9 protein-coding genes are annotated in these 7,818 nt (G+C 71.3%); 4 read left to right on the forward strand and 5 right to left on the reverse strand.

Features of this window, described 5'->3' with window-relative positions; translation table 11 throughout:
- Positions 1-822: LysR family transcriptional regulator (locus ACWGIU_RS22815; RefSeq protein WP_453708532.1), on the reverse strand; the 822-nt coding region annotated here is incomplete at its 3' end.
- Positions 823-914: 92 nt separating this feature from the next.
- On the opposite strand from ACWGIU_RS22815, the gene ACWGIU_RS22820 reads away from it, so the two are divergent.
- A complete protein-coding gene (locus tag ACWGIU_RS22820) occupies positions 915-1,652 on the forward strand; it encodes an SDR family oxidoreductase (RefSeq protein WP_453708534.1) in 738 nt (245 codons plus the stop codon).
- 267 nt (positions 1,653-1,919) lie between these two features.
- Here ACWGIU_RS22820 and ACWGIU_RS22825 read toward each other — a convergent pair whose 3' ends face one another.
- Positions 1,920-2,048, reverse strand: a complete 129-nt coding sequence (locus ACWGIU_RS22825; protein WP_453708536.1) for a hypothetical protein — start codon at positions 2,046-2,048, stop codon at positions 1,920-1,922.
- A gap of 49 nt (positions 2,049-2,097) precedes the next feature.
- Between ACWGIU_RS22825 and ACWGIU_RS22830 the strand changes: the two genes are divergently transcribed.
- On the forward strand, positions 2,098-2,940 hold the full coding sequence (locus ACWGIU_RS22830; protein WP_453708538.1) for a PhzF family phenazine biosynthesis protein: 843 nt from the start codon (positions 2,098-2,100) through the stop codon (positions 2,938-2,940).
- 36 nt (positions 2,941-2,976) lie between these two features.
- On the opposite strand, the gene ACWGIU_RS22835 is transcribed toward ACWGIU_RS22830, so the two are convergent.
- The 3 genes from ACWGIU_RS22835 to ACWGIU_RS22845 all read right to left on the reverse strand — a co-directional run bounded on the left by ACWGIU_RS22835 (position 2,977) and on the right by ACWGIU_RS22845 (position 6,260).
- Positions 2,977-3,720 (reverse strand): hypothetical protein, encoded by a 744-nt coding sequence (locus tag ACWGIU_RS22835; RefSeq protein ID WP_453708540.1) that lies wholly within the window; start codon positions 3,718-3,720, stop codon positions 2,977-2,979.
- 89 nt (positions 3,721-3,809) lie between these two features.
- Positions 3,810-4,610 (reverse strand): CPBP family intramembrane glutamic endopeptidase, encoded by an 801-nt coding sequence (locus tag ACWGIU_RS22840; protein WP_453708541.1) that lies wholly within the window; start codon positions 4,608-4,610, stop codon positions 3,810-3,812.
- A gap of 117 nt (positions 4,611-4,727) precedes the next feature.
- A complete protein-coding gene (locus ACWGIU_RS22845) occupies positions 4,728-6,260 on the reverse strand; it encodes a glutamate-cysteine ligase family protein (RefSeq protein ID WP_453708543.1) in 1,533 nt (510 codons plus the stop codon).
- Positions 6,261-6,747: 487 nt separating this feature from the next.
- Between ACWGIU_RS22845 and ACWGIU_RS22850 the strand changes: the two genes are divergently transcribed.
- Positions 6,748-7,368: a hypothetical protein gene (locus ACWGIU_RS22850; RefSeq protein WP_030770351.1), complete on the forward strand. Its 621-nt coding sequence runs from the start codon at positions 6,748-6,750 to the stop codon at positions 7,366-7,368.
- A 261-nt stretch (positions 7,369-7,629) separates the two neighbouring features.
- A complete protein-coding gene (locus ACWGIU_RS22855) occupies positions 7,630-7,818 on the forward strand; it encodes a DUF5999 family protein (RefSeq protein ID WP_030009772.1) in 189 nt (62 codons plus the stop codon).

Consider the following 7,818-nt stretch of genomic DNA (forward strand, 5'->3'; position numbering starts at 1 on the left):
GGAGCGGCTGTGCGCGGGCCAGACGATGTGGGTCACGACGGAAGGCGCGTCGGCCAGAGGGACGGCCGTGTGCTCGGCCCACAGCCAGGAGCGGGCGGAGTCGGGGACGACCGCCACGGTGCGTCCGAGGGCGATCAGCTGGGCCAGTTGCGTCTGATTATGGATCTCGGGGCCAGGACCGGGCGCGTAAACGCCGCGGGTGGGCCAGCGGGCGAGCGGCAGATCGGGGATGTCCCTGACATCGGCCAGGCACAAGGTCTCGCGGGCGGCGAGGGGGTGCCCGGCCGGCAGAACGGCGACCTGCCCCTCGGTCGCCAGTGCCTCGCTGTCGAACCCGGCCAGGGAGTTCCACGGCGTGTGCATGAGCGCGACATCGGCGCGTCCGTCCCGCAGCAGCTCTTCCTGCTCGCAGATGCCACACGGCAGCACCTCGATCTCGGCACTGTCGGGCTCGGCCGCGTAGACGTAGAGAAGCTTCCGCAGCAGTTCGTGGGACGCGGCGGCCTTCACCGCGAGTACCAGCCGATTGCCGGGGCCGCCGGGGCTGTCGGCACCGCCGGCGCGCCGGGTTCGGCGAGCGGCGGCGACGGTCGCGTCGAGGGCCGCCCGACCCTCGTGCAGCAGCACCTCGCCGGCACCGGTCAGGCGGACACCACGGCGGTTGCGCTGCAGCAGGCAGACCCCGAGGCGCCGTTCGAGTTGCTGGATCGCCCGCGACAGCGGCGGCTGGGCCATGCCGAGGCGCTCGGCGGCGCGCCCGAAGTGCAGTTCCTCGGCGACGGCTACGAAGTACCTCAACTCGCGGGTTTCCAGGGCGTCCACGGCCGCAGCATACGCGGTGATACCTGACAGGTATCACAGGGCACCGTATCGGTGTTGGCCGCGCTGTTCGTCCGAGGGCCACCATCATCAGCATGAGTGAATCGATGATCGCGCTGGTGACCGGCGCGAACAAGGGCATCGGGTACGAGATCGCGGCCGGGCTGGGAGGCCTCGGGTACCGCGTGGGCGTGGGAGCCCGTGACGAGATCCGACGCGAAACCGCCGTCAGGAAGCTGCGCGCCCTCGGCGTGGACGCGTTCGGGGTGCCGCTGGAGGTGACCGACGACCGCAGCGTCACCGATGCCGCGGAGCTGGTCGAACGGCTGGTCGGGCGCCTGGACGCCCTGGTCAACAATGCCGGCGTCTCGGGCGAGATGGGCCTGGGGTGGGAGCAGGACCCGACCGCGCTCGATCTGGAAGTGCTCCGCACGGTCGTGGATACCAACGTCATGGGTGTCGTCCGGGTGACCAACGCCATGCTGCCGCTGCTGCGACGCTCGGCCTCGCCACGCATCGTCAACGTCTCCAGCAGCGTGGGCTCCCTGGCCCGGCAGGCGGACCCCGACACCGAGATCGGCCCGATCATGGCGGCCTACGCTCCGTCGAAGTCGTTCCTCAACGCCCTCACCGTCCAGTACGCCCGGCAGTTCGCCGGGACGAACATCCTGATCAACGCCGCCTGCCCGGGCCTGGTCGCCACCGACTTCACAGGCTTTCACGGACCTCGCACTCCCGAACAGGGCGCGGCCACAGCGATCCGGCTCGCCACACTGCCCGACGGCGGCCCGAGCGGTTCGTTCTTCGAGGACGACGGCGTCGTCCCCTGGTGACGACGAACTGCTGAGCCGACGAAGCCCGGGGGGTCCACGAAACGGTGCGGACGGACCGGATCGGATGAGACAGCGGGAGGTATCCGTCCGACCAGGACCGGATCGACCGGAATCTCCGGCGCCGCGTCGTCTCGATCGATCCGGTCGCCGCAGGCGACGGCCCCGCTCCCGGACCAGCTCATCGGAGACGGGACAGCTCCGGGCGCGGCTATGGCCTGTACCACTCCGAGAGGTCGAACTCCCCTGGCGCGTAGCCAAACTTCGCTGTCACAGGTCGGTCGTCAGCGCCGCGGCGCTGCTTCTCGTACCGCCGGGCCGGGCCGCGCCCGACGACTCCGGCAGTTGGTCGAGCTCGCCCTGCGCCGGTCCGTGCACCTGCCCGACCGGGCCAGTCACCCCCGATTGGCCTTTGTCGACGATCAAGTAATCGCCCTACCGTCGGGGCATGCGCATCCGAATCGTCGACGCCTTCACCGACCGCCCCTTCCACGGGAACCCCGCCGGAGTCCTGCTCCTCGACACCGCGTTCCCCGCGGACACCTGGCTCCAGCAGGTCGCGTGCGAGCTGAACCTCTCCGAGACCGCGTTCGCCCACCCCCTGCCGCCCGGCGGGAACGCCGACTGGGCGCTGCGCTGGTTCACCCCGGCCGCCGAGGTCGACATGTGCGGCCACGCCACCCTCGCGACCGCGCACGTGCTGGCGACCAGCGGGCTCGCCACGGGACTGATCCGTTTCTCCGCGCGCTGCGGCGTCCTCACCGCGGAGACGGCCGAGGACGGCACGATCACCATGGACTTCCCGACGTCCTCGCTCATCCCGGTGCCCGCGCCGGCCGCCGTGGACCACGCGCTCGGCGGCCCCCCGATCCTCTCCGTGCACGACACCGCCGACCACATCGGCGACCTCGTCGTCGAACTCGCCGACGAGAAGACCGTCCGCGAGCTGGAGCCGGACCACGCGGCCCTGCGCGCCTTCGCCCGGCGGGGGGTGATCGTCACCGCGCCCGCCGAGGATCCCTCTCTCGGGTACGACTTCGTCTCCCGCGGCTTCTTCCCCGCCTTCGGGATCGACGAGGACCCGGTGACCGGAAGCGCCCACACCGCGCTCGCCCCGTTCTGGGCGGAGCGCTTGGGCCGCACCGAGCTGACCGGCCTCCAGGGCGGTGCGCGGCGCGGTCTCGTACGGGTGACCCTGGCGGGCGACCGTACCCTGCTGACCGGCCGGGCCGTCACCGTCGTCGACGGCGAGCTCCTCGCGCCCCCGCCCGCGGCCGGACCGAGGGGGTGACCACGGGGCACGGACGCGGGGCCCGCTTGGGCCGGTTCAGTCCGCGGGCCCGCCCCCGCCGCCCTTGCCGATCCCCTCCGCACCGCTCTTCGACCGCGCCTTCCTTTGTGCCTTCGCATCGGCCTTCGCGCGTGCGGCATTCCGCCGCTTCTCCTCCTGTTCCACCCAGGCGGCCGAATCGATCCGCTTGCGGTAGATCTGTGCCGGCTCCGCCGCGCCCAGGTGCACCGTCCTCCACCACAGAACGGCCGACACGACGAAGAGGACGCCTGCCAGGGCCAGAAAGGAGGCGATTTCCTCGGCCTCGGAGGCGCCTTCCTCGTGCATGAAACCGGGTACGCCGGCGACGAGCGCGTTCAACCACCACGCGAGCGCCACGTTGAACAACACGAGCGTGATCCAGTAGACGACCCGCACAGTCTTCGCCGGGCCGCTCAGTTCCCCCAGCAGCAGGAGGCGCCGCAGCGTGACCGGCCCGGTCCGGTGGCGGCCGCCCGTGTCCTCCTTGGCCCGGCGCACCGAGGCGTAGCACTCGTCGAGCCAGCGCCCCGGCTCCGGGTCCGGGGGCGGGGCGTCGGTCGGCGCCAGCTGCTTGGCCTGGATCCAGCCCGAGAGGAACTGGATCTCCAGCTGGGCCTTCTCCAGGCGCCTGCGGTAGTGGTGGTCGGAGCTATGGGCCTCGCGGCGGTCCCGGACGAGGAGGCTGATGCCGCCCACCAGACCGGTGACCACGGGCACGAAGAAAGGTGCGAACGGTACCAGGGTGTCCACAACAGCCACCGGGCGCGCCTCCTTGCTCCCCTCCAGCGTCGCACCGCCCCGGCGCCCGCCACCGCCCGGAAGGGCCGATCGGGTGGGGCCGTCCCGGGTCACGGTGTCGGCAGCCAGCCCACCTTGCCCGCGAGCAGGGCGTACCCGCCGAAGGCGACGAGGTCGAGGAGCGCGTGCGCGACGACGAGCGGTCCCACGCGGCCCCAGCGCCGGTAGGCGAGGACGAAGACGACGCCCATCACCACGTTGCCGAGGAAGCCGCCGATGCCCTGGTAGAGGTGGTACGAGCCGCGCAGTAGCGAGCTGGCCAGCAGCGCGGCCATCGGCGACCAGCCCAGCCGGTCCAGCCGGCGCAGCAGGTAGGCCAGCACGATGACCTCCTCCACGACGGCGTTCTGCAGCGCGGAGAGGATCAGTACGGGGAATTTCCACCACACGTCCGGCAGCGCCTCCGGCACCACCGTGAGGTTGAAACCGGTGGCCCGGGCGCCGAGGTAGAAGGCCAGCCCGGCGCTGCCGATCCCGGCCGCGACGAGGGCGCCCCGGCCCAGGTCCCACCAGGGCCGGGTGCGGTCGAAGCCCAGCACCCGCAGCCCGGGGGCGCCCTCGCGGGTCAGCAGGTGCGCCACCAGCAGTACGGGCACCAGGGCGCTCGCGATGCCGAACAGCTGCCAGGCGAGGTCCAGCCAGGGCCGGCCCGGGGCGTAGGAGCCGTTGAGCGTGGCCGCCTGGTCCTTGAGACCGCCGGGCTTGGTGAGCGAGCCGATGAAGCTGATCAGCGCCGAGACCCCGCTCGCGCCCAGCGACAGCGCGAGGACGAGCAGCGTCTCGGTGCGCAGCAGGCTCCGCCGCCCGTCCTCGTCCAGTTCCACGAACACCGGCTCCGGCTCCGTCCGCACGCCCGACTCCGTCCTGCCATCCCGTTGCGATCACCCCATACTGCCTCCTCGCCGGACCGGGAGGATCGCTGCGGGGTCATCACCGCGGCCGCCGGACGGTGCCGGGCGCGCGGCCGGTCAGCGCACGACGGGCACCGAGGCGCTCACCTCCTCCGCCGGTCCCACCGGCCAGGTGTGCACCGGGTCGCCCTTGTGCATCAGCTCGGTGTACCGCCGGGTCGTCGCGGCCAGCGCCTCGTCCCGCTCCATTCCGGCGGCGAGCGCCCGGTGATAGGTGTCCACCTGCCAGGTCGCCCCGTTCACCCGGCGCCGACAGCGCTCCTCGATGATGCCGAGGTAGTGGTCCCGGTCCGCGGGCTCGATGCCCCAGGCGTCCAGTCCCGCCGCCGCCATCGGCAGCAGCTCGTCCAGGACCAGCCGTACCGCGGGCACGCTCGCCAGCCCTCCGGCCCGGCCCCGGCGCGGCCACCGCAGCCGTGCGTCGATTCCGTACCGGCAGGCCGCGTCGAAGTTCGCCTCCGCCTCGGCGAAGGGCAGCCGGGTCCACACCGGCCGCGGTTCGTCCGCGAGGGTGCGTACGAGCCCGTAGTAGAAGGCGGCGTTGGCGACGACGTCGGCGACGGTCGGCCCGGCCGGCAGCACCCGGTTCTCCACCCGCAGGTGCGGCACCCCGTCGGCGACCCCGTACACGGGCCGGTTCCACCGGTAGACGGTGCCGTTGTGCAGGACCAGCTCCTGCAGCCCCGGTACCCCGCCCTCGGCCAGCACCCGCAGCGGTTCCTCCTCGTCGCATATCGGCAGCAGGGCGGGGAAGTAGCGGACGTTCTCGGCGAAGAGCTCGTACGCCGAGTCCACCCACCGCTCCCCGAACCAGGTGCGCGGCCGCACGCCCTGCGCCTGGAGCTCGGGCGGCCTGGTGTCGGTGGCCTGCGTGAACAGCGGCGGCCGCGACTCCCGCCACAGCTCACGCCCGAACAGGAAGGGCGAGTTGGCGCCGACGGCTATCTGGACCGCGGCCACCGCCTGCGCCGCGTTCCACACCGCCGAGAACCGGGCCGGGGTCACCTGCAGATGCAGTTGCACGGATGTGCAGGCGGCCTCCGGCACGATCGACCCGGAGGTCCAGATCAGCCGTTCGACGCCGTCGATGTCGAGCGTGAAGTCCTCCCCGCGCATCATCAGGATCTGCTCGTTGAGGAGCGCGTAGCGGTCCACCGCCGAGAGGTTGGCGGTGACCAGGTCCGCACGGGAGATCGTCGGCAGAATGCCGATCATCACCACTCCGGTGTCGATCTCCGCGGCCTGCCTGTGGGCATAGCCCAGCCCGGCGCTGAGTTCTTCGGCGAGCTGGTCGAATACCCGGCCGCCGAGCCGGTGCGGAAGGACGTTCACCTCCAGGTTGAACATTCCCAGTTCGGTCTGGAAATCGGGGCTCGCAATCCGCTCCAGCACCTCGGCATTCACCATTCTCGGCAACCCGTCGGCACCCGTGAGATTCAGCTCGATCTCCAGCCCCATCATGTTCTTCGGGCGATCGAACCTCTTCTCCGCCAAGAGCCGCTCCAGTCCCTCCAGACACTCGTGGAGCTTCCTTCGATACCGCTGCCGATCGGACAGGTCGAATCCGCCTGCCACGATCTTCTCCCCCATCGAAGCGTCCCTCCTCGACTGGGCCTGGCCCGTGACACCCAGGCTCGCGTTACGGTCGATGATGCCCCGGCAGCGTGATCCATAACGCGCGAGGGGCGTGCGTGGCGAGGAGCGCGCGCCGGTTTGGCCGAAGGGCGCTTCGGCACATTCACCTGGCAAGTCGCGTCCTGCAAATTCCGCTTCGACTTTGCCTTGTTCGGATAACCGATGCTTTCCAGCCGAGCCCCCGTCCGGTAACCTCCGAGGTCAGCGCGACATGTTCGCGCGCATCCGGCATGAATGCCATGTCAGCGGGTCCGGTAAGCGCCTTGCCGGCAATAGGCGGGACAGCTAGCCGAAACACTGCGTGAACACATGTCGTATAAACTCCGCAAACGAGGCAGAGAGTTGGCGCGCGGCCATTGCCCCTCGGCCCCCCTCTGGCCCCAGAATGCGAGTCCGCACCTGCCCCCGTTCCACCGGTCTCCCAAGTGAGAGGCGACCCACCATGCCGCTGCATGTCCCTCCGGCTCCCGCGCCCGCCCTGCGCAGCGTCCTCGCGGCACTCGGTTCCCCCACCGCCGTCCACGAGGCGCACACCCCGGCCCTGCGCGCGATCCAGGGGCCGCTGACCGCCGAACTGCCGCTTCCGGTCCACGTGCTCGACCGGTTGGGCATGTCCAACCTCGCGGCCGGCGGCAGGCCGCCGCGTACCCGGCTCACGGGCTGGCGGTTCCTGATCCGCAGCGGGGACCGCTACGTCGCGGCGGCCGACACCCGGCTGACTCCCGACGGCTGGGTCTTCTCCCATTTCTTCGAGGGCCCCTACGTCGCGGCCACCGAACGCGCCCTGCGCCAGGCGGAGTCCCTCACGACCGGCTACCAGCCGCGGCTGCTGTCGGTACCGGAGCTGTACATGCTGACCCTGTGGCTGCACGGGGCGGTGGGGGCCGACGCCGCCGCCGGGCTGCCGGCCGGCGAGGACCTGCTGGTGCCCCTCGCCCCGGCCCCGCCGGGCATCGCCGCGTACCGGCCGCATCCGGTCTCCGAGCTACTGCCGGTGCTGACCCGTCGGCTGACCCCGGCACCGGCGGCGGCGCCCTCCTCCCTGGCCGCGCCCGCCGCCTGACCCGAATCACCCATTCGGCCTAGTCCACCCGGGCCACTTGGGAACCATCCGAAATGACAGGGGAGTTGGCCTGAACCGCCCGCACGAGTGATGCGTCATCAATCTGTGAGGACAGCTGCCGGGAAATACCTGCGAAGCGGCTGTCATGGGGGAACACTGATGACACGCTCCCCGCGGGTGCGGGGATGACCCAGGGGGACGGCCATGAATCACGCATCGAGCCGTAGCACACAGACCACACCGCAGCGAAAGAACGCATCCATGTGCCAGCACCAGCCAGCCTGCCCGTCAGCCGAATCCGCCGACCGGGAGGCCGCGCGCCCGGTGGCCAACCACCCGGAGCAGGGCTGGAGCCTGCTGTGCAATGGCGTCCTGCTCTTCGAGGACACCGGTGAACTGCTGCCCGACGGCCAGATCATCGCCCCGCACCGCCCGCTCGCGGCGGCGTAG

It is taken from the genome of Streptomyces sp. NPDC054840, from assembly GCF_053611065.1.